Annotated in this window: 10 protein-coding genes, 1 tRNA gene and 1 pseudogene; 9 read left to right on the forward strand and 3 right to left on the reverse strand. The window is 30.6% G+C overall.

Annotation, left to right across the window (positions count from 1 at the left end; genetic code table 11):
• Positions 1 to 248 precede the first annotated feature (248 nt).
• The 9 genes and pseudogenes from BLV71_RS08985 to BLV71_RS09025 all read left to right on the forward strand — a co-directional run bounded on the left by BLV71_RS08985 (position 249) and on the right by BLV71_RS09025 (position 18,725).
• Entirely contained in the window at positions 249 to 7,322 is a 7,074-nt protein-coding gene (locus BLV71_RS08985) for a non-ribosomal peptide synthetase (protein WP_093870223.1), read from the forward strand.
• 37 nt (positions 7,323 to 7,359) lie between these two features.
• Positions 7,360 to 7,701 carry a condensation domain-containing protein gene (locus BLV71_RS08990; protein ID WP_093870224.1) on the forward strand — a complete coding sequence of 114 codons (342 nt, stop codon included), beginning with the start codon at positions 7,360 to 7,362 and terminating at the stop codon, positions 7,699 to 7,701.
• Positions 7,702 to 7,736: 35 nt separating this feature from the next.
• Positions 7,737 to 7,964, forward strand: coding sequence for a condensation domain-containing protein (locus tag BLV71_RS08995; protein ID WP_143032771.1), 228 nt, complete (start codon positions 7,737 to 7,739; stop codon positions 7,962 to 7,964).
• Between the two features lie 17 nt (positions 7,965 to 7,981).
• Positions 7,982 to 8,728 carry an AMP-binding protein gene (locus BLV71_RS09000; RefSeq protein ID WP_143032772.1) on the forward strand — a complete coding sequence of 249 codons (747 nt, stop codon included), beginning with the start codon at positions 7,982 to 7,984 and terminating at the stop codon, positions 8,726 to 8,728.
• A gap of 29 nt (positions 8,729 to 8,757) precedes the next feature.
• Positions 8,758 to 9,189: pseudogene (locus tag BLV71_RS09005) on the forward strand (AMP-binding protein); the annotation flags it as partial.
• Positions 9,190 to 9,230: 41 nt separating this feature from the next.
• Positions 9,231 to 16,769 carry a non-ribosomal peptide synthetase gene (locus BLV71_RS09010; RefSeq protein ID WP_093870228.1) on the forward strand — a complete coding sequence of 2,513 codons (7,539 nt, stop codon included), beginning with the start codon at positions 9,231 to 9,233 and terminating at the stop codon, positions 16,767 to 16,769.
• Between the two features lie 146 nt (positions 16,770 to 16,915).
• Positions 16,916 to 17,854, forward strand: coding sequence for an ornithine carbamoyltransferase (locus BLV71_RS09015; protein WP_218131769.1), 939 nt, complete (start codon positions 16,916 to 16,918; stop codon positions 17,852 to 17,854).
• A gap of 70 nt (positions 17,855 to 17,924) precedes the next feature.
• On the forward strand, positions 17,925 to 18,551 hold the full coding sequence (locus BLV71_RS09020; RefSeq protein ID WP_093870229.1) for a 4'-phosphopantetheinyl transferase family protein: 627 nt from the start codon (positions 17,925 to 17,927) through the stop codon (positions 18,549 to 18,551).
• Positions 18,552 to 18,652: 101 nt separating this feature from the next.
• Positions 18,653 to 18,725 (forward strand) — tRNA-Met (locus BLV71_RS09025).
• Between the two features lie 72 nt (positions 18,726 to 18,797).
• On the opposite strand, the gene BLV71_RS09030 is transcribed toward BLV71_RS09025, so the two are convergent.
• The 3 genes from BLV71_RS09030 to BLV71_RS09040 all read right to left on the reverse strand — a co-directional run bounded on the left by BLV71_RS09030 (position 18,798) and on the right by BLV71_RS09040 (position 22,752).
• Entirely contained in the window at positions 18,798 to 20,045 is a 1,248-nt protein-coding gene (locus BLV71_RS09030) for an NAD(P)/FAD-dependent oxidoreductase (RefSeq protein ID WP_093870230.1), read from the reverse strand.
• Between the two features lie 3 nt (positions 20,046 to 20,048).
• Positions 20,049 to 21,056 carry a 4-hydroxyproline epimerase gene (locus tag BLV71_RS09035; protein WP_093871997.1) on the reverse strand — a complete coding sequence of 336 codons (1,008 nt, stop codon included), beginning with the start codon at positions 21,054 to 21,056 and terminating at the stop codon, positions 20,049 to 20,051.
• 91 nt (positions 21,057 to 21,147) lie between these two features.
• Entirely contained in the window at positions 21,148 to 22,752 is a 1,605-nt protein-coding gene (locus BLV71_RS09040) for an aldehyde dehydrogenase (NADP(+)) (RefSeq protein ID WP_093870231.1), read from the reverse strand.
• Positions 22,753 to 22,755: the final 3 nt, after the last annotated feature.

The raw sequence follows: 22,755 nt of genomic DNA on the forward strand, positions 1-22,755 counted from the left end.
AGACCAATCAAAGTTTAATAATCTAGTAAAGTAGCATCACTCTTGTAAGTATTAGAGAGGTTTTATTAGGTAACCTCACTTGGTTACGATGCTTTTCTATCAATTTCACGAAAGCCCACTATAGCAAAGAGTCAAAGGGTACTCATAGTATTGGTATTTAATTACCACATGTTTAAAATGTGAATTGATCACAATTAATTGAAAGAAAAAAAATCACATCTACACACACACATAAATAAGTTAATCTCATGAAAATAGATGAATATATCAGTGACTTAAGAAAAAAGAATATTATTATTTCTGTAAAAGAAGGGAAAATATCTTTGAAAGGATCAAAAGAAAAGATTACTCCTGAAGTTATTAAAGAGTTGACTGCTAAAAAGCAGGATATTTTAACTTTTTTCAAGTCAATAAAAAAAGTAAAAGAGTTTGAGTCTATTAAACCTGCTCCTAAACAAAATTATTATCCATTATCATCGTCTCAACTTAGAATGTATTTTTTATATAATTTTGATAAAGAGAGTACAAGTTATAATGTACCAGGTTTTTATAGAGTTAGTAGAAATTTAGATGTATTAAAGTTAGAACAAGTTTTTCAAAAATTGTCTAACCGTCATCATAGTTTACGTACAGTTTTTGAAATAGTAGATGGAAACCCTGTTCAACGTGTGTTGGATTCAAATTCCTTAAAGGTAACTCGTCATCAAGGTACAACGTCAGATATAAATCGTTATATGGATAGTTTTGTTCGTCCATTTGACTTATCTAAGGAGCTTCCTATTCGAATTTCTTTAATGGAGGTTTTAGAAGAGGATTATTTATTGATGATTGATATGCATCATATTATTAATGATGGTGTTTCTAGTGAAGTTTTAATGCATGATTTTTGGTCTTTATATCAAGGTAATGTTTTACCTGATTTACCTATTCAATATATAGATTATGCGGTGTGGCAACAAAGTGATGTTTATAAAGATTTGATATCTAGTCATAAAGAGTATTGGTTAGATAGGTATAGTGATGAATTTACTGTGTTGGAGATACCAACGGATTATACTAGACCTATTCAGCTTGGTAATGAAGGTTCAGCTTATACACTTAGTTTGTCAAAGAAACAAAGTGATAAGTTACGTGATTTTGCAAGTTCACATGGAGCAACTATGTATATGCTGTTTTTGGCTATTTATAATGTTTTATTGAATAAACTATCAAATCAAGATGATATTATTATTGGTACTCCTACGGTTGGACGTCGTCATTCAGATTTGGAAGGTATAGTAGGTTTGTTTGTGAATACATTAGCATTACGAAACCAGATAACTTCAAATGTTAGTTTTAGTGATTTATTAGCAAAAATTCAAGAGGATACATTAAAGGCATTTGATCATCAGTTGTACCCTTATGAAGAATTGATTGATGCCTTAGATGTTTCTCGTAACGTAGGGCGTAATCCGTTATTTAATGTTTTCTTTTCATATAACCAACAAGAAGGAAGTACTAGTTCTAGTAATGATTCTGATCTTAAAATTGTAAATCATGAAGTGCTATATAATATAGCAAAATTTGATTTAGAACTTGATATAATTAATCAAGGTGATTATTATGATATGCTTTTTAGTTATAATCTTTCTTTATTTGATGAAAAAACAATAAAAAGATTTTCTACGTATTTAGAAGCTATAATAGAACAAATAGTAACTGAAGGAAATATTAAAATATCAGAAATAGATATTCTTTCAAAGGAAGAAAAAAGTCAGATTATTCATGAATTTAATGCTCCAGAAACAAATTACAATATTAAAGGAACTGTTGTTGATTTAATTGAGGAACAAGTTTTTTTTAATCCAAAAGCTAAAGCTTTATATTTTAAAAATCATACTATTGATTATGGAGAGTTAAATAGCAAAGCGAATAAACTTGCTCACTATCTTATTAATGTTATGGGAGTTCAAAAAGGAGACCAAGTTGGTGTACACTTTGGGCGCTCACCAGAAATGATAATTGGATTTTTGGCAGTATTAAAATCTGGAGCTGCTTACGTTTCGTTGGATCCTGGAAATCCTTCAAGTAGAATTAATTTATTAATTGAGAATTCAAATTTAAAATTTATTTTAACCAATTCTTATGAAAAGCTGTTGGCTATTAACACTTCTGTAGAGGTTATAGATTTAATAAGAGAAGGGTTAAATATTGGAGAAATGCCAAGCAATAATCCTTTAGTTAAGATAAAAGAGAATGATCCAGCATATATAATTTATACCTCTGGAAGTACAGGGAAACCAAAAGGTATTGTTATTGAGCATAGTTCTTTAGTAGATTATAGTATTACTTTTAAAGAATATTTCTCGTTAACAACATCGGATAAAGTTGTACAACAAGCCTCTCCTGCGTTTGATACAGTTGTAGAAGAAGTATTTCCAGCATTGTTAACTGGAGCATCTATTGTTATAATGCCAGATGGAGGGAAAAATATAGAATATCTTCTTAAAGAAATTAAAGAAACTAAAGCTACAATATTAAGTACAGTTCCAGTTGTCGTAGATGCTTTAAATAATTATTCAGATGCTTTAGAAAGTTTAAGGTTGATTGTTAGTGGAGGAGATGTGTTACTTCCAAGGCATATTAGTAATTTAATAGAAAAATATCCAATATACAATACTTATGGGCCTTCAGAGTCAACAGTTTGTATTACCTACCATAAGGTTAGTTCACTTGATAATACTTCATGTATTGGTAAACCAATTCCTAATAGACAAGTATATATACTTAATAAAGACAAACAGTTATGTCCAGTTGGAGTTACAGGAGAACTTTGTGTTTCAGGTAAAGGTTTAGCAAAAGAATATTTAAATGATAAAAAATTAACAGAGGATAAATTTATAAAAAATCCTATAATTCCAACTTCAAGAATTTATCGTACTGGTGATACAGCTAAGTGGAATTCTGATGGAACCATTGAATTTCTTGGAAGAGTTGATAATCAAGTTAAAATAAGAGGTGTCCGAATCGAATTAGGAGAGATAGAATCTCAATTAGAGTCTATTGATATAGTAAGTCAAGCATTAGTATTGGCAAGTGGATCAGAAAATAATAAGCAGTTGATAGCTTATTTATGTGGTGTAGGGGAGTTAGACGACATTTCGATTGCTACGTTATTGTCGTCAAAGCTTCCTGATTATATGATTCCTTCAGGTTATATATGGTTAGATTCTTTTCCAGTAAATTCCAATGGAAAAATAGACAGGAGAGCGTTGCTTAGTCCAGATTTAACTTCAGAGGAGAAGTATGTAGCGCCAGAGACTAATGATCAACAGAAATTAGTTAAAATTTGGTCAGAAGTTTTAGATCTTGAAGAGGATACGATTAGTATTACATCAGATTTTTTTAGATTAGGAGGTCACTCATTATTAGCCATTACATTAACTAATAAAATTAATCAAGTTTTTAATATTGAAGTTTCTCTAAAAGATTTATTTTCTTATCGTACTATTTTAGAGTTGTCAACTTATATATCAGAAAAAGAACATGTTCAATTTGAGTCTATACCAAAGGCCTTAGAGAGTAGTTCTTATCCATTGTCATCGGCACAACGTCGTATGTATTTCTTATATGAATTTGACAAGGGTAGTACAAGTTATAACATGCCAATGTTTTATAGGGTTGGAAGAGATTTAGATGTTTCACAATTAGATAAAGTATTTAAAGAATTAGTATCACGTCATCAGTCTTTACGTACCGTTTTTGAGTTGGAAGAAGGATATCCAGTTCAACGAGTTTTAGAAGCAACAAATTTTAATATAGCTTATAAGCAAGGTAATCCAAGTGATGTTGATAGGTATGTGTCTGAATTTGTACAACCATTTAATTTGGCTGAAGAATTACCATATCGTGTATCATTAATAGATATTACAGGTGAAGACTATTTGTTAATGATAGATTCACACCATATAATTAATGATGGAGTTTCCAATGAGATTTTAATGAAAGGATTTTGGTCATTATACCATGGAGAGTCTTTACCAAGTTTAAGTATTGATTATATAGATTATTCAGTTTGGCAACAAAGTGAGGGGTATCAAGATTTAGTATCGAGTCATAAAACGTATTGGTTAGATAAGTATAGTGAAGAGTTAACAGCATTAGAATTACCTACAGATTATCCTCGTAGTCAAGATCAAAGTACAGAAGGAGATGTTCATTCAATAACTCTAAGTAAAAAACAAAGTGAAGAGTTACGTAAAATAGCAGCAAGTGAAGGAGTAACAATGTACACATTGTTTTTAGGTATTTATACAATTTTACTAAGTAAGTTGTCAAATCAAGAAGATATTGTTGTAGGTACTCCAACAGCGGGGCGTCATCATGCCGATTTAGAAGAGGTTGTAGGAATGTTTGTGAATACATTAGCTCTACGTAACCAAGTAGCTTCAGGAACTAGTTTTCAAGAATTTTTATCAGAACTACAAGTAAATACATTAATGGCATTTGATCATCAATTGTATCAGTATGAAGAATTGGTGGATGCATTAGATGTTTCACGAGATAGTGGACGTAATCCGTTATTTGATGTTTTTTATTCATACAATCAATATCAAGAAGTAACTGATGTAGAAGAATCAGAGAGTTTGAAAATAGTAGGCCATGATGTTAGTTATACTATAGCGAAGTTTGATTTAATGTTAGATGTTTTAGATTCTGAATCAATAGTTTTATCACTTAATTATCGAACAGATTTATATAGCTCTTCAAGTATTGCAAGATTTTCAGGTTATCTAAATAAAATTATAGATAGTGTATTAGATAATAAAGAAAAGCAACTGAAGGATATAGATATACTATCAACATCAGAAAAAGATAGATTGTTATTAGGTTTAAATACTACCAAAGTGAATTATGATTTAGAGGAAACAGTTTTAGATATGTTTCGCTCTAAAGTTGAAGAGTTTCCAAATTCTATAGCTTTAGTTATGGAAGGAAAAAAACTTACTTACCAAGAGTTAGATGCTCGTTCAGATTTATGGGCAACTCATTTGATGAATTTAGGAGTGTTAAAAGGTTCTATAGTTGGTTTAATGATGACTCGTTCTTTAGAAATGATCACAGGTATTTTAGGTATAATGAAAGCAGGGGGAGCGTATTTACCAATCAATGTAGATCAACCTTTATCTCGAACTCATCATATGTTAGAAGAATGTGATGTAGAATTAATTTTAGGAAATGTAAATACTGATGATATTGTAATTGATTCGAAATATACCTTTATTGAAGCTAAAAAATTAGATCTATCTTTAGAAGTCAAAAAGAAATTATCTTTTGTTGAGGTATCAAATTTAGCTTATGTAATATACACTTCAGGATCAACAGGAACTCCAAAAGGAGTTATGGTTGAACATAAATCAGTTACAAATTTAATTAACCATGAGCGTGAATTTTTAGGAGTAAATATAACAGATAAGATATTACAATTCTCTCCATATTATTTTGATGTTTCTGTAGAGCAGATTTGGTTAGCCTTAACTACAGGTTCAAGTTTAGTTTTATTAGAGAAAGATACTTTAATAGATCATCAAAAATTTATAAATGTATTAGTTAGAGAAGAAATTACACATTTAAATGTTACCCCCTCGTTTTTAGAAAGTTTATCCTTACCTTCATTAAAATACCTTAAACGTATAGTTGTTTCAGGCGAGTCATGTAAGCCAAGTTTGGCAAAGAAATATATAAAAGATTATGATTTTTATAATGAATATGGACCAACAGAGGCAACTGTTATTTCAGTATCCAAAAAATTAAAATTAGAAGATTTAAAAGGAAGTAATATCTCTATAGGGTATCCTATTGCAAATACACAAGCTTATGTTTTAGATAAAGATCTAAAATTATTACCAAAAGGAGTTGTAGGAGAGCTTTATATAGGTGGAGTAGGATTATCATCGGGTTATATTAATAATGTTACATTAACAGAAGAACGTTTTATAGCCAATCCATTTGGAGAAGGGCGTTTGTATAAAACAGGGGATATAGTAAGATGGTTACCTGAAGGAGATTTAGAGTACTTAGGAAGAAATGATCATCAAGTAAAGATACGAGGTTATCGAATCGAATTAGGAGAGATAGAATCTCAATTAGAGTCTATTGATATAGTAAGTCAAGCATTAGTATTGGCAAGTGGATCAGAAAATAATAAGCAGTTGATAGCTTATTTATGTGGTGTAGGGGAGTTAGACGACATTTCGATTGCTACGTTATTGTCGTCAAAGCTTCCTGATTATATGATTCCTTCAGGTTATATATGGTTAGATTCTTTTCCAGTAAATTCCAATGGAAAAATAGACAGGAGAGCGTTGCCTAGTCCAGATTTAACTTCAGAGGAGAAGTATGTAGCGCCAGAGACTAATGATCAACAGAAATTAGTTAAAATTTGGTCAGAAGTTTTAGATCTTGAAGAGGATACAATTAGTATTACATCAGACTTTTTTAGATTAGGAGGTCACTCATTATTAGCCATTACATTAACTAATAAAATTAATCAAGTTTTTAATATTGAAGTTTCTCTAAAAGATTTATTTTCTTATCGTACTATTTTAGAGTTGTCAACTTATATATCAGAAAAAGAACATGTTCAATTTGAGTCTATACCAAAGGCCTTAGAGAGTAGTTCTTATCCATTGTCATCGGCACAACGTCGTATGTATTTCTTATATGAATTTGACAAGGGTAGTACAAGTTATAACATGCCAATGTTTTATAGGGTTGGAAGAGATTTAGATGTTTCACAATTAGATAAAGTATTTAAAGAATTAGTATCACGTCATCAGTCTTTACGTACCGTTTTTGAGTTGGAAGAAGGATATCCAGTTCAACGAGTTTTAGAAGCAACAAATTTTAATATAGCTTATAAGCAAGGTAATCCAAGTGATGTTGATAGGTATGTGTCTGAATTTGTACAACCATTTAATTTGGCTGAAGAATTACCATATCGTGTATCATTAATAGATATTACAGGTGAAGACTATTTGTTAATGATAGATTCACACCATATAATTAATGATGGAGTTTCCAATGAGATTTTAATGAAAGGATTTTGGTCATTATACCATGGAGAGTCTTTACCAAGTTTAAGTATTGATTATATAGATTATTCAGTTTGGCAACAAAGTGAGGGGTATCAAGATTTAGTATCGAGTCATAAAACGTATTGGTTAGATAAGTATAGTGAAGAGTTAACAGCATTAGAATTACCTACAGATTATCCTCGTAGTCAAGATCAAAGTACAGAAGGAGATGTTCATTCAATAACTCTAAGTAAAAAAACAAAGTGAAGAGTTACGTAAAATAGCAGCAAGTGAAGGAGTAACAATGTACACATTGTTTTTAGGTATTTATACAATTTTACTAAGTAAGTTGTCAAATCAAGAAGATATTGTTGTAGGTACTCCAACAGCGGGGCGTCATCATGCCGATTTAGAAGAGGTTGTAGGAATGTTTGTGAATACATTAGCTCTACGTAACCAAGTAGCTTCAGGAACTAGTTTTCAAGAATTTTTATCAGAACTACAAGTAAATACATTAATGGCATTTGATCATCAATTGTATCAGTATGAAGAATTGGTGGATGCATTAGATGTTTCACGAGATAGTGGACGTAATCCGTTATTGATGTTTTTTATATTCATACAATCAATATCAAGAAGTAACTGATGTAGAAGAATCAGAGAGTTTGAAAATAGTAGGCCATGATGTTTAGTTATACTATAGCGAAGTTTGATTTAATGTTAGATGTTTTAGATTCTGAATCAATAGTTTTATCACTTAATTATCGAACAGATTTATATAGCTCTTCAAGTATTGCAAGATTTTCAGGTTATCTAAATAAAATTATAGATAGTGTATTAGATAATAAAGAAAAGCAACTGAAGGATATAGATATACTATCACATCAGAAAAAGATAGATTGTTATTAGGTTTAAATACTACCAAAGTGAATTATGATTTAGAGGAAACAGTTTTAGATATGTTTCGCTCTAAAGTTGAAGAGTTTCCAAATTCTATAGCTTTAGTTATGGAAGGAAAAAAACTTACTTACCAAGAGTTAGATGCTCGTTCAGATTTATGGGCAACTCATTTGATGAATTTAGGAGTGTTAAAAGGTTCTATAGTTGGTTTAATGATGACTCGTTCTTTAGAAATGATCACAGGTATTTTAGGTATAATGAAAGCAGGGGGAGCGTATTTACCAATCAATGTAGATCAACCTTTATCTCGAACTCATCATATGTTAGAAGAATGTGATGTAGAATTAATTTTAGGAAATGTAAATACTGATGATATTGTAATTGATTCGAAATATACCTTTATTGAAGCTAAAAAATTAGATCTATCTTTAGAAGTCAAAAAGAAATTATCTTTTGTTGAGGTATCAAATTTAGCTTATGTAATATACACTTCAGGATCAACAGGAACTCCAAAAGGAGTTATGGTTGAACATAAATCAGTTACAAATTTAATTAACCATGAGCGTGAATTTTTAGGAGTAAATATAACAGATAAGATATTACAATTCTCTCCATATTATTTTGATGTTTCTGTAGAGCAGATTTGGTTAGCCTTAACTACAGGTTCAAGTTTAGTTTTATTAGAGAAAGATACTTTAATAGATCATCAAAAATTTATAAATGTATTAGTTAGAGAAGAAATTACACATTTAAATGTTACCCCTCGTTTTTAGAAAGTTTATCCTTACCTTCATTAAAATACCTTAAACGTATAGTTGTTTCAGGCGAGTCATGTAAGCCAAGTTTGGCAAAGAAATATATAAAAGATTATGATTTTTATAATGAATATGGACCAACAGAGGCAACTGTTATTTCAGTATCCAAAAAATTAAAATTAGAAGATTTAAAAGGAAGTAATATCTCTATAGGGTATCCTATTGCAAATACACAAGCTTATGTTTTAGATAAAGATCTAAAATTATTACCAAAAGGAGTTGTAGGAGAGCTTTATATAGGTGGAGTAGGATTATCATCGGGTTATATTAATAATGTTACATTAACAGAAGAACGTTTTATAGCCAATCCATTTGGAGAAGGGCGTTTGTATAAAACAGGGGATATAGTAAGATGGTTACCTGAAGGAGATTTAGAGTACTTAGGAAGAAATGATCATCAAGTAAAGATACGAGGTTAATCGAATCGAATTAGGAGAGATAGAATCTCAATTAGAGTCTATTGATTATAGTAAGTCAAGCATTAGTATTGGCAAGTGGATCAGAAAATAATAAGCAGTTGATAGCTTATTTATGTGGTGTAGGGGAGTTAGACGACATTTCGATTGCTACGTTATTGTCGTCAAAGCTTCCTGATTATATGATTCCTTCAGGTTATATATGGTTAGATTCTTTTCCAGTAAATTCCAATGGAAAAATAGACAGGAGAGCGTTGCCTAGTCCAGATTTAACTTCAGAGGAGAAGTATGTAGCGCCAGAGACTAATGATCAACAGAAATTAGTTAAAATTTGGTCAGAAGTTTTAGATCTTGAAGAGGATACAATTAGTATTACATCAGACTTTTTTAGATTAGGAGGTCACTCATTATTAGCCATTACATTAACTAATAAAATTAATCAAGTTTTTAATATTGAAGTTTCTCTAAAAGATTTATTTTCTTATCGTACTATTTTAGAGTTGTCAACTTATATATCAGAAAAAGAACATGTTCAATTTGAGTCTATACCAAAGGCCTTAGAGAGTAGTTCTTATCCATTGTCATCGGCACAACGTCGTATGTATTTCTTATATGAATTTGACAAGGGTAGTACAAGTTATAACATGCCAATGTTTTATAGGGTTGGAAGAGATTTAGATGTTTCACAATTAGATAAAGTATTTAAAGAATTAGTATCACGTCATCAGTCTTTACGTACCGTTTTTGAGTTGGAAGAAGGATATCCAGTTCAACGAGTTTTAGAAGCAACAAATTTTAATATAGCTTATAAGCAAGGTAATCCAAGTGATGTTGATAGGTATGTGTCTGAATTTGTACAACCATTTAATTTGGCTGAAGAATTACCATATCGTGTATCATTAATAGATATTACAGGTGAAGACTATTTGTTAATGATAGATTCACACCATATAATTAATGATGGAGTTTCCAATGAGATTTTAATGAAAGGATTTTGGTCATTATACCATGGAGAGTCTTTACCAAGTTTAAGTATTGATTATATAGATTATTCAGTTTGGCAACAAAGTGAGGGGTATCAAGATTTAGTATCGAGTCATAAAACGTATTGGTTAGATAAGTATAGTGAAGAGTTAACAGCATTAGAATTACCTACAGATTATCCTCGTAGTCAAGATCAAAGTACAGAAGGAGATGTTCATTCAATAACTCTAAGTAAAAAACAAAGTGAAGAGTTACGTAAAATAGCAGCAAGTGAAGGAGTAACAATGTACACATTGTTTTTAGGTATTTATACAATTTTACTAAGTAAGTTGTCAAATCAAGAAGATATTGTTGTAGGTACTCCAACAGCGGGGCGTCATCATGCCGATTTAGAAGAGGTTGTAGGAATGTTTGTGAATACATTAGCTCTACGTAACCAAGTAGCTTCAGGAACTAGTTTTCAAGAATTTTTATCAGAACTACAAGTAAATACATTAATGGCATTTGATCATCAATTGTATCAGTATGAAGAATTGGTGGATGCATTAGATGTTTCACGAGATAGTGGACGTAATCCGTTATTTGATGTTTTTTATTCATACAATCAATATCAAGAAGTAACTGATGTAGAAGAATCAGAGAGTTTGAAAATAGTAGGCCATGATGTTAGTTATACTATAGCGAAGTTTGATTTAATGTTAGATGTTTTAGATTCTGAATCAATAGTTTTATCACTTAATTATCGAACAGATTTATATAGCTCTTCAAGTATTGCAAGATTTTCAGGTTATCTAAATAAAATTATAGATAGTGTATTAGATAATAAAGAAAAGCAACTGAAGGATATAGATATACTATCAACATCAGAAAAAGATAGATTGTTATTAGGTTTAAATACTACCAAAGTGAATTATGATTTAGAGGAAACAGTTTTAGATATGTTTCGCTCTAAAGTTGAAGAGTTTCCAAATTCTATAGCTTTAGTTATGGAAGGAAAAAAACTTACTTACCAAGAGTTAGATGCTCGTTCAGATTTATGGGCAACTCATTTGATGAATTTAGGAGTGTTAAAAGGTTCTATAGTTGGTTTAATGATGACTCGTTCTTTAGAAATGATCACAGGTATTTTAGGTATAATGAAAGCAGGGGGAGCGTATTTACCAATCAATGTAGATCAACCTTTATCTCGAACTCATCATATGTTAGAGGAATGTAAAGTTTCTTTTGTTTTAAGTAATTTAAACGACCTTTCAGAAGAAATTAAAGCCAACTATAGTTATTTGAGCAGTAGTGTTTTAGATAAGAAATTAAATGTTAATAAGAAAGAATTACCAGTAGTTACTTCAGATGATGCAGCTTATGTAATTTATACTTCAGGTTCAACAGGAAATCCAAAAGGGGTATTAGTAGCATATAAAGGAATAACAAATTTAAATTGTTTTCAAAGAGAGTTTTTTGATATAGGTACAGCTGACCGTATTCTTCAATTTTCACCCTATTATTTTGATGCTTCTGTAGAGCAAATTTGGTTAGCTTTAACTTCTGGAGGTAAAATGGTTTTAATTGGTAGAGAAGTTCTTTTAGATCCAACTCTTTTTAAGAATTATCTTTTAGAAAATAAAATAACTTATTTACATAGTACTCCATCGTTTTTAGAAAATTTACCAATAGACGAATTACCATTTCTTAAAATTGTTATATCAGGTGGAGAAAAATGTACTCCTTCATTAGCTAATAAATTTTTAGGAAAATCAAGATTCATTAATGAGTATGGACCAACCGAAGGAACGGTAGTATCTATGGCTTATGAGGTGTTAGAAAAATTAAATACGAATGTACCTATAGGACGTCCTATAGCTAATACTCAAGCTTATATTTTAGATAAAGATTTAAACTTATTACCAGAAGGAACTATTGGAGAACTTTATATTGGAGGTGTTCATTTAGCGGAGGGTTATGTTAATAATGTGACATTAACGGAAGAACGTTTTATAGGGAACCCTTTTGGAAAAGGGAGTTTATACAAAACAGGAGATTTAGTAAAATGGTTACCTGAGGGAGATTTGGAGTATTTAGGAAGAAATGATCATCAGGTAAAGATACGAGGTTATAGAATTGAATTAGGTGAAATTGAATCTGTGTTAGAAGAAGTACCAAGTATAAATCAAGCATTAGTTTTAGCTCATGGGACAGGTGTAAATAAACAGTTAGTAGCTTATTTATGTTGCAACGAGGTAATTGAAGAGCAAGATATAATATTGTTATTATCAGGAATGTTACCAGATTATATGGTTCCTTTAAGTTATATTTATTTAGATAGTTTTCCATTGAATGCTAATGGGAAAATAGATAGAAAGTCATTACCTATACCAAATCTAATAGATAAGGAAGCGTATGTTGCTCCTACTAATGAAACCGAAACATCATTAGTACATATTTGGTCTGAAATTTTAGATCTTGAAGAAAATGCAGTTAGTATTACTTCAGACTTTTTTAGACTGGGAGGTCATTCATTATTGGCAATTACTTTATTGAATAAGGTGAATAAGATATTTAATGTAGAAGTATCATTACGAGATTTATTTTCTTATCGTACTATTTTAGAGTTATCAACTTATATTTTAGAAAAAGATCATGTTCAATTTGAATCTATACCAAAGGCATTAGAGAGTGAATCTTATCCATTATCATCGGCACAACGACGTATGTATTTCTTGTATGAATATGAAAAAGATGGTACCAGTTATAATATGCCAACATTTTATAGAGTTGGAAGAGATTTAGATGTTTCACAGTTAGATAAAGCATTTAAAGAATTAGTGTCTCGTCATCAAGTTTTACGTACTGTTTTTGAGTTGATAGATGGGCATCCAGTGCAACAGGTTTTAAAAGATGTAAACTTTGAAATAGATTATAAACAAGGTGCTGCAAGTGATATTAAAAACTATGTGTCTGAATTTGTGCAACCATTCAATTTAGCTGAAAATTTACCATATCGTGTATCATTGATAGATATTACAGGAGAAGATTATTTGTTAATGATAGATTCGCACCATATAATTAATGATGGAGTTTCTAATGGAATTTTAACTCGTGATATCTGGTCATTGTATTATGGAGAATCTTTACCGAATTTAAGTATTGAGTATATAGATTATTCAGTATGGCAGCAAAGTGAAAGTTATCAAGATTTAGTATCAAATCATAAAAAATATTGGTTAGATAAGTATCGTGAAGAATTAACAGCATTAGAATTACCTACAGATTATCCGCGTAGTCAAGTTCGAAATAATGAAGGAGGAGTTCATTCGCTAATTCTAAATAAAAAACAAAGTGAAGAGTTACGTAAAATAGCAGCAAGTGAAGGAGTAACAATGTATACATTGTTTTTAGGTATTTACACTATTTTACTAAGTAAGTTATCAAATCAAGAAGATATTGTTATAGGTACCCCAACAGCAGGACGTCTCCATGCCGATATGGAAGATGTTGTAGGGATGTTTGTGAATACCTTAGCTCTTCGTAACCAAGTAACTTCAGGAACTAGTTTTCAAGATTTTTTATCAGGATTACAAACAGATACATTAATGGCATTTGATCATCAGTTGTTTCAATATGAGGAATTGGTAGACGCATTAGATGTTTCACGAGATAGTGGACGTAATCCATTATTTGATGTTTTTTATTCATATAATCAAGAGAAAACTTATGTAGAAGAATCAGAAAGATTAAAAGTTGTAGGTTATGAAGTGGATTATAACGTAGCAAAGTTTGATTTAGAACTAGATGTAGTAGAGCAAGAAGAAGGATGTGGTATATTTTTTAGTTATAGCCTATCGTTGTTTAATGAAAAAACAATAGAAAGATTTTCAAAAGGATTTGAAAAAATAATAGCAGAAATATTAGTAGATAAGGAAATTGAAATATCAAAAATCAATATTCTTTCAAATGAAGAAAGTAACCAAATAATTAAAGAGTTTAATGCGCCAGAAATAAATTATAACATTAAAGGAACTATTGTTGATTTAATAGAAAAACAAGTTTTATTAAACCCATTGGCAGAAGCATTATATTATAAAGGTTATACAATGAGTTATCAAGATTTAAACTTAAAAGTTAATCAACTAACTCATTACCTTATTAAAGTAATTAAAGTTAAAAAGGGAGATAGAATAGGTGTCTATTTAGGACGTTCACCTGAAATGATTATTAGTTTTTTAGCAGTTTTAAAATCAGGTGCTACATATATTGCTCTTGACTCTAATAATCCTTTGGATAGATTAAAAATGTTGATTGATGGTTCAGAGATGAAGTATATACTTACTAATTTAAGTACTGATTTAGTAAATCTGGAAACATCAGTATCTGTTATAGATTTGATAATAGATAAAGTCAAAATTGAAAAAATGCCAGAGATTAATCCTTTACTATCAATAAAAGGAAATGATACTGCATATATTATTTTTACCTCAGGAAGTACTGGAAAACCCAAAGGAGTAATTATAGAACATAACTCGTTAGTAGATTATAGTATTACTTTTAAGAAATATTTTTCATTAACACCTTTAGATAAGGTTATTCAGCAAGCTTCACCTTCATTTGATACGGTAGTAGAAGAAATTTTTCCAGCTTTACTAACAGGGGCTTCTCTAGTAATTATGCCTGAAGGAGGAAGAGATATAGAAGCTCTTATTCATGGTATTAAAGAAACAAAAGCAACAGTATTAACTACTGTGCCAGTTGTTCTTGATGTACTGAATAAGTATTCAGATGATTTACAAAGCTTAAGGTTTATTGTAAGTGGAGGAGATGTGTTATTACCAAGGCATATTGATAATTTAATAAATCATTATCCAATATTTAACACCTATGGGCCCTCAGAATCAACAGTTTGTATTACTTATCATGAGATAGATTCACTTGAAAAAACTTCATGTATTGGTAAGCCAATAAATAATAGGCAAGTATATATATTAAATGAAGCGAAACAATTATGTCCTATAGGAGTACCTGGAGAATTATATGTTTCAGGAAAAGGATTAGCTAAAGGGTATTTAAACGATGATAAGTTAACAGAAAATAAGTTTATAGAGAATCCAGTTATTCCAGGAGTAAGAGCTTACGCTACAGGAGATTTAGCAAAGTGGAATGAAGATGGTACTATTGATTTTCTAGGTAGAATAGATAATCAGATTAAGATAAGGGGGCTACGAATTGAGCTAGGAGAAATAGAATATCAATTAGAAAAGATTGAATCTATTAATAAATCATTAGTTATTGCTTCAGGTGAAGGAGAGAGTAAACAATTAGTCGCCTATTTATGTGGAAATATTAATATAGAGGAAAGTAGTATTAAGAACATACTGTCTTCTAAACTTCCGAATTATATGATACCTACCACATATATTAAAGTGGATAATTTTCCTGTAAATTCGAATGGGAAAATAGATAGGAAATTATTACCAAGTCCTAATTTTACTACAGGAAGTGAGTATATAGCACCAAATAATGAAGTTCAAAAGAAACTACTAAGTATTTGGTCAGAAGTTTTAAGGGCTAAAGAAAGCGAGATTAGTATTACTTCGGATTTTTTTAAACTAGGAGGACATTCATTGTTAGCTATGGAGATGAAGCATAAAATAAGCAAGTACATGAATGCTGAATTTCAGCTTTCTGAAATTTTCTTAGCTCCAACTATTGCTTCTTTATCTCTTAAGATTGAGCAGAAAAAGAATGAAGATATAAAAGTAGTTGATGTTATACCTTTAAATAAAAGAGAAACAGAAGATAAACTTTTTGTTATTCATGACGGTAGTGGTGAAGTAGACGGTTATCTTGAACTAACTAGAAATATTAAAGAGTATCAATGTTATGGAATTAAATTTGAGCATGATTACGATATAATATCAGCTCCAAGTATTAATGAGATTGCTTCAGTATATATAGAAAAAATAAAATCTATTCAACCTACTGGCCCATATAACTTATTAGGATGGAGTTTAGGTGGAGAGATAGCTACTGAGATAGCATTACAACTTGAAACATATAATGAGAAAGTTGAAAAACTAATTATAATAGATTCTTATTTAGGGTATGAAAAACCAGCAAAAGAAACTTTGTTTAATGTTGATTCAGAGTTAGAGTTGTTTAGTTCGCTTTTTAGCTTTAACCCTATAAATAAACAAGAATTTTATTCACTTAAAGGTTTGCAAGACGAGTTGTTTAATTCAGAACCCTTTAAAGCTTTAACAAGTAATCAAATGCAGGATTTAATTCCTCAAAGTATCAAACAACTTATTCCAGATTATATTAATAAAACTAAAGAAGAGCTATTTACGGCAACAAGTAAAATTCGTTTATTAGTTGCTTCTTCTGATAATAATTGGATAAACAAGCAAGTAAAAGCAAACACACTTTATATATGTCCATCACAATCTATAAATAATCAAAATATTGATAAACTTAAAAGCGTATTTGTAAACATCAATATTAGTAATATTCCAGGGGATCATTTTTCTATTATGAAAGCACCTAGGGTAATGCCTTTATCAAACCTTATAAATAAACATTTTGAATTAACATTAGTATCATTGGAATAATCATACTGATGGAAAATACCTTGTAAACTTTATGAAAGTTAAGCTTTTTTAGTACAAGAGTAAAATAGCATTATTAATAGTGTTACTAATCGATTAATAGCTAGTGATTAATAAAATTTAGTATAAAAAAAATAAAAAACAAAAAAATGAGTCTTACAATAATAAATGAGAAAAAGCATATAATATCTTTAAAAAACTTGTCAAAGCAAGAAGTGTTAGATATAGTTAATAGAGGAGTAGAATACTCTAATGGTACTGTTGAGTTAGGGTATCAATTAAAAAATCAAGTAGTTGGTGTTTATTTTACCAAAACATCTACAAGAACAAGAACCTCTTTTACAACTGCTGCACTTCGGTTAGGAGCTAATGTTATTGCTTATGGACCTAATGATTTACAAATAAACACAGGTGAAAGTATGAGTGATACTTTACAAGTACTTTCACGTATGTTAGATGGCTTAGTTGTTAGAACAGCAGGTAGTCCAAATGTACTTAAAGCTTTTGCAAATCAAAAAAGAATGTCTATCGTTAATGCAATGACAGAAGATGAACACCCAACTCAAGCTTTAGCAGATCTGACAACATTAATGTGTCATTTTGGTGAGCTATCAGGTTTAGAAATAGTCTATTTAGGAGAGGGGAATAATACAGCAGTTGCGTTGGCATTAGCTTTAGCTAAGTTTTCTAATATTAAGTTGAGTTTTTTTACTCCACCAAATTATCAAATACCAGCAAATGTATTGCAGTATGCAAAAAACGAAGCAGCCAAAAATAACACTGTTATTAATGAATTTCATGATATGAAAAAGTTGCCTAAAAATGCAGATGTAATATACACTACACGTTGGCAAACAACAGGAACTACAAAACCTGATGCAAATTGGAGAGAGATATTTGACCCTTTTGCTGTAACTCAAGAAGTAATGTCAAAATATTCAAATTCTATTTTTATGCATGATCTTCCAGCTCATAGAGGAGAAGAAGTAGAGGCTTCTGTCATAGATGGCACAAGTAGTATTGTTTTTCAACAAGCCGAAAATAAAGCACATAGTGCAAAAGCTGTTTTGGAATGGTGTATGAGATAGTTTTATCTGTTTTAAGATGTAAGTAAACTAGAACATGCATTAAGTAATTATTAACTTTAATTTTATTCTTATGACATCAATTTATTATACTTCATGTAAAAAATTACCTGAAAATGAATATAAAAAATTAGCCGAGTTATTGCCTAAAAAAATGCAAGAAAGGTTAAGTAAATTTCGTCGCTGGCAAGATGCTTACACGTATTTATATGGGAAGCTACTTTTGAAAAAGTGTATGCTTCAATTTGGCTACGATAATTCTTTAGAATCTATAAAGACGACTGAACATGGTAAGCCGTATTTTGAAAATAGTTCTTTCTCATTTAATATTTCTCACTCAGAAGAATACGTTGTGTGTGCAATTAGTAATGATGAACAAGTAAATTTAGGTATTGATATAGAAAAAGTAAAACCAATTAAATTAGATGGTTTTAATACTGTTTTTTCTCCAGAAGAAAAGAGAGAAATAGATAGTTATAACAAGTTTTATACATGTTGGACAAGAAAAGAAGCTATTGTAAAAGCTGATGGTAGAGGGCTAACTATACCTCTAAATACAATTAACACCTTAAGCTCGTCAACGAAATTAGATGATGAAAAATATTATTTATCTAAAGTAGATATTAACAATGGGTATATTGCTCATATTGCGTCTCAAACTAAAATAGAAAAAATGAATGTGATTAACTTTTGTTTTTAATTTTAAGGCTTGATTGTTAACTGTTTTTGGTTTTTTGTAAAATAAAAACAAAAAAACACATTGTCTTTCTGTAAAAACATTGTATATTTGCAACCGCAAATCGCGGGATAGAGCAGTAGGTAGCTCGTCGGGCTCATAACCCGAAGGTCACTGGTTCGAGTCCAGTTCCCGCTACTAAATAAAAAAGCCTCATATAATTATGAGGCTTTTTGTATTAATAAAATTTCTTAAATAAACTTATTTTTTCTAATTATAACGTTCAACATTAAATGGAGTTAAATTTAAACTCGTTTTTTGCTCAGAAATTAACTCAGAAACTATTTTACCAGTAGCAGGACCTAAACTCCAACCCATCATAGCATGTCCTGTGGCAACAGTTACATTTTTAAAATTTGATAATTTACCGATGTAAGGTAATCCATCTGGAGAGCATGGACGTAAACCTGAACGAGCATTTTTAATGTCTGAAGAATCAATTTTTAAACCTTTATAATAATCTTCAGAAGCTCTGGCAATCATTGAAACTCTTTTAGTATTGATTTTTTCGTTTATTCCAGCTATTTCCATTGTTCCAGCAAAACGAGTATATCCTTTCATTGGGGTTACTGCTACTTTTGCTTCCATTAATATTGAAGGAATATTGATTCCTGTATCTTTTTCAACATTAATACGATAACCTTTTCCAGCCTGAACAGGTATTTTTAAATCGAGTTTTTTTGCAATTATAGGGGTCCAAGAACCCGTTGCTAAAACCATTTCATCAGCTATAATTTCTCTATTATTAGTTTTTATTGAAGAAACTTTGTTATTTGAGGTTGTTATATCAATTAGTTCTTCATTAGAAAGTATAGTAACTCCTGAATTTATTAAATAGTTTTTCATTTGTTTTATAAATTCTGAAGGTGTCATGTGAGCATCTGAATGATAATAAACAGCTCCTTTTATATTTAAATCAACATTAGGTTCAAGCTTTTGTACTTCTTCGAGAGTTAAGTTCTCTACTTTTAATCCTTCTTTAATAGCTCTTTCCCCAACCCTCCATTCTTCTTCACCAGTTTTTTCAGTTTGATAATACATCATCAATCCTTTATCTTGATAATCAAAATCAAAATCAGATGAAGCTTTAATGTCTTTATATAATTTTTTACTAAAAAGATTAATATCTTTTATTACTGGTATAGATTTTTCAACTTTCTGATGAGTTGAGGCTTTTTTAAACAACCAAGACCAACGTATAAAATCAAAATCTAATCTAGGTTTTATTGATAAAGGACTTGTTGAACTAAACATCCATTTAATTCCTTTGTTAATCATTCCAGGAGCAGCTAGAGAAATTATATGACTTGGAGTAATAAGCCCTGCATTTACATGCGAAGCACCACTTAACAAATCTGACTTGTCAATAATAGTAACATTATGACCTTCTTTTTGTAAATAATAAGCAGAGCATAAACCTATAATACCACCACCTACAACTAATATATTTTTATTCATAAACTATATAACTTGGAATCCATGTGCATATGGATCGTCTTCATCGTCAATTATTATATTATTATAACCATAAACTTTAGCCCAACCTTGGATGCTTGGTATAATTGCTTTTTTACCATTTAAAGTTGTTTCTTTTTCTACACAACCTATAAATTTACTACCAATAAAACTTTCATGAATATACTGTTCACCTTGTTTTAATTTACCTTTGGCATGAAGTTGTGCTATTCTAGCTGAAGTTCCTGTTCCACATGGGCTTCTATCAATTGCTTTATCACCATAAAAAACTGCATTTCTGCCTGATGAAGTCGGGTCAATAGGATTACCAGTCCACAACATATGAGTTACATCTCTAATGGTATCATTTTCAGGATGAATAAACATGTCAGGATATTTCTTATTAATTCTATCACGAACAACTTGTGAATATTGAATTATTTTTGAAGCTGTAAAATCATGAATACCACTAAAGTTTTTTTGAGGATCTACAATAGCATAATAATTTCCTCCATAAGAAACATCAAAAGTAATTTCTCCTAATTCAGGACATTCAATCGTTAATCCTTCGGCAGCTAAATAACTTTTTACATTTGTTAATCGAACCCAATCAACTTTTTTACCCGTTTGTTGGTATTCTATTTCAACTAAACCAGCAGGGGCTTCCATTTTTATTTTTCCAGGAATTTTTGGCGTAATTAACCCTTCTTCAATAGCTATAGTTATTGTACCGATAGTTCCATGTCCACACATTGGTAAACAGCCAGAAGTTTCAATAAATAAAATTGCAAAATCATTTTCCGGATTGTGAGGAGGGAAAAGTATTGAACCACTCATCATATCATGACCTCTAGGTTCAAACATTAAACCTTTCCTAATCCAATCATATTCTTTAAGGAAATGTTGACGTTTTTCGCTCATATTTGAGCCTTTTAAATTAGGGCCGCCACCAGCAACAACTCTTACTGGGTTACCACATGTATGTGCATCTACACAAAAAAAAGTTTTTCTCATTAAATATATCTTTTTTAACCCCAACCTAACTCCCCTTAAGGAAAAACACCCTTCTAAGCTTTTCCTTTAGTGAGGAGTATAGGTCAGTATATTAAATTTTTCCGTTAGTAATTTTGTTGTTAACTAACCTTGATATACCTAATGAATTTTCATTCTTTAGTTCTTCAGGTAATAATTCATTTGGCCAATTTTGATAGCTAAATGGTCTTACCCATCTTTTAATAGAACTTGTTCCAACAGATGTAAACCTAGGGTCTGTTGAAGAAGGATAAGGGCCTCCATGCACCATTGAAGAACAAACTTCAACACCAGTAGGAACTCCATTAAAAATAATACGTCCTACTTTATTACTTAAGAGCGAAAGTAAATAATTATACTCATTTATTTCAGAATTATTTCCTAAAATTGTTCCAGTAAGTTGCCCTTCCAGATTCGACACAACTTTTTCTAGTTCTTTTTTGTCTTTACATTTTACTATTAAGGAAAACGGGCCAAAAACTTCTTGGTGAAGGTTCGGGTTTTCTATAAAATCACTACCATTAACAACCGCTAATGCTTGTTTTGCAAAATTAGCTTCTGTATCATTTGCATAGTTGGCAACAGTATGCGTTTTGTCTTGACTAATTATATTCTCTTTATTAGCATCGTATGATTCTTTAATATTAGGATGTAGCATACAAGTAGGGTCTATTTTTACTATTTCATTAGATAAATTAGTAATGAATTTTGAAAAATCGTCACTTTCTATTCCTAGAATTAAACCAGGATTTGTACAAAACTGACCTGTTCCTAATGTAATTGAAGAAGCATAAGTCTTAGCTAATTCTTCCCCTCTTGTTTTTAAAGCTTCTGGTAAAGTAATAACTGGGTTAATACTTCCCATTTCAGCAAATACAGGAATCGGTGTTTCTCTACTAGCTGCTTTGTTAAACAAACTTCTACCTCCAGCAATACTACCTGTAAAACCAACAGCTTTTACATTTGGGTGTTCAACTAGAGCTACACCAACAACTCTTCCGCTTCCGGTAATGTTTGAAAATACACCATTTGGCATTCCAGTTTTTTCTGCTGCTTTAATAATAGCACTAGCTACTAGCTCACCAGTACCTGAATGCATAGAGTGTGATTTTACAATTACTGGACATCCAGCAGCAAGAGCACTAGCGGTATCTCCTCCTGCAGTTGAAAAAGCTAAAGGAAAATTACTAGCGGCAAATACAACAACAGGACCAATAGGAATGTTTATTTTTCTTATATCAGCTTTAGGTAATGGTTGTCTATCTGGTATAGCAGTGTCAATAGTAGCGTCAATCCATGAACCTTCTTCTACCAATTTAGCAAATGATTGTAATTGAAAAATTGTTCTACCTCTTTCTCCTATAGCACGTCCTTCAGGTAATCCTGATTCTGAACAATAAGTTTGAATTAAATCATCTCCTAATGCCATGATTTCATCAGCTATTGCATTTAAAAAAGCTGCTTTCTTAGCGCCTGAAAAAGTTTTATACTCTTCAAAAGCTTCATTGGCTAATTCTACAGCTTCATTTACTTCTTCTATAGTTGCTTCATAAAAATTAGAATCGTTTTCTATATTAAGTTTTGGATTGAATGTTTTATGAGTTACGTTTCCTTCCGCAGAAAGTTTATTTCCTATTTGGTTCTTTCCTGTAACTCTTTTTGTGATGGTTGAAATCATAAT

It is taken from the genome of Tenacibaculum sp. MAR_2010_89 (assembly GCF_900105985.1).
Lineage (GTDB): Bacteria > Bacteroidota > Bacteroidia > Flavobacteriales > Flavobacteriaceae > Polaribacter > Polaribacter halocynthiae.

Bases quoted from the DNA above. Each gene is read 5' to 3' on its own strand.
- BLV71_RS08985 (WP_093870223.1), top strand. From the start codon at position 249: ATGAAAATAGATGAATATATCAGTGACTTAAGAAAAAAGAATATTATT.
- BLV71_RS08990 (WP_093870224.1), top strand. From the start codon at position 7,360: ATGTACACATTGTTTTTAGGTATTTATACAATTTTACTAAGTAAGTTG.
- BLV71_RS08995 (WP_143032771.1), top strand. From the start codon at position 7,737: ATGATGTTTAGTTATACTATAGCGAAGTTTGATTTAATGTTAGATGTT.
- BLV71_RS09015 (WP_218131769.1), top strand. From the start codon at position 16,916: ATGAGTCTTACAATAATAAATGAGAAAAAGCATATAATATCTTTAAAA.
- BLV71_RS09020 (WP_093870229.1), top strand. From the start codon at position 17,925: ATGACATCAATTTATTATACTTCATGTAAAAAATTACCTGAAAATGAA.
- BLV71_RS09030 (WP_093870230.1), bottom strand. From the start codon at position 20,045: ATGAATAAAAATATATTAGTTGTAGGTGGTGGTATTATAGGTTTATGC.
- BLV71_RS09035 (WP_093871997.1), bottom strand. From the start codon at position 21,056: ATGAGAAAAACTTTTTTTTGTGTAGATGCACATACATGTGGTAACCCA.
- BLV71_RS09040 (WP_093870231.1), bottom strand. From the start codon at position 22,752: ATGATTTCAACCATCACAAAAAGAGTTACAGGAAAGAACCAAATAGGA.